At 43.2% G+C, this 865-nt stretch carries 1 protein-coding gene; it reads right to left on the minus strand.

The features are described 5' to 3' along the window. On the minus strand, positions 1–862 hold an 862-nt coding region (locus AC07UV_RS25675), incomplete at its 3' end, for an IS1595 family transposase (protein WP_495185850.1). Between the last annotated feature and the right edge of the window lie 3 nt (positions 863–865).

An 865-nucleotide genomic window follows, 5' to 3' on the forward strand; every position in this document is an offset into this window, starting at 1 on the left:
CTCCAAAATATCTTCTATTCAGCTTATAAATGAATTCATTGAGATAGAGTTGTAAGTATTTCCTTTTAATTTTATGATAGTTCCCCAGTAAGGTTCTTTTGGCATTGCTGATGGCAATATGCACCCATTTAAGTGTTTCTTTTGTGGTCTTTGCATCAGATTTCTCTGTGATATGCAGTTCCACAAGGCTGGATATATCCACATAGGAAGTGCTCTTGTCCGTAAATACGATACTATCCTCAGCCATGCATTCACTTACTAAATCGCTTATTTCTCCACTTTGGTGGGACTCGAGTACCTTCGCCTTGAAATAACGGACATGCCGCTCCTGTTTGCCCGTGTCAGTATTCTCCAACGGAGTGCTTTCTGCCATCACTGCCACATTTTGCTTCCCTTGGGCTCCCCGACCACGGATACCCTGACCAGCTTCGATTTCTTTACTGGCAACAGAAAAATAACCCTCATCCAATTCGATCATATCCTCCAATGTATAACGGGAATCACGCTTGCCCATAGCTTTACGAATCTTATGAACCATAGCCCAGACCGGTTCGTAACGTTTTAATCCCAATTGCCTCTGGATCTCATGGGTGGAAAAGCCCTTCTTGGTACAGCTCATCAAAAACATCGTCTTGTACCAGATCAGAAAGGGCAACTTGGAACTCTCCATAATCGTACCACTGCGAAGGGAGGTCCTAAAATGGCAACTTTTGCATTCATAACTCCATTTGCCAACCAACCAATAATGAGAATGGCTACCGCAGCGCTTGCAAACAACTCCCTCTTTGTCCCGTTGCTCCTTGAAATGCATGCGGCAATCCTCTTCTGTACCAAAATGCGCTGTAAAACTAAATAAATTCATAAC

The sequence above is a fragment of the Sphingobacterium sp. GW821-FHT03E03 genome, assembly GCF_059420745.1.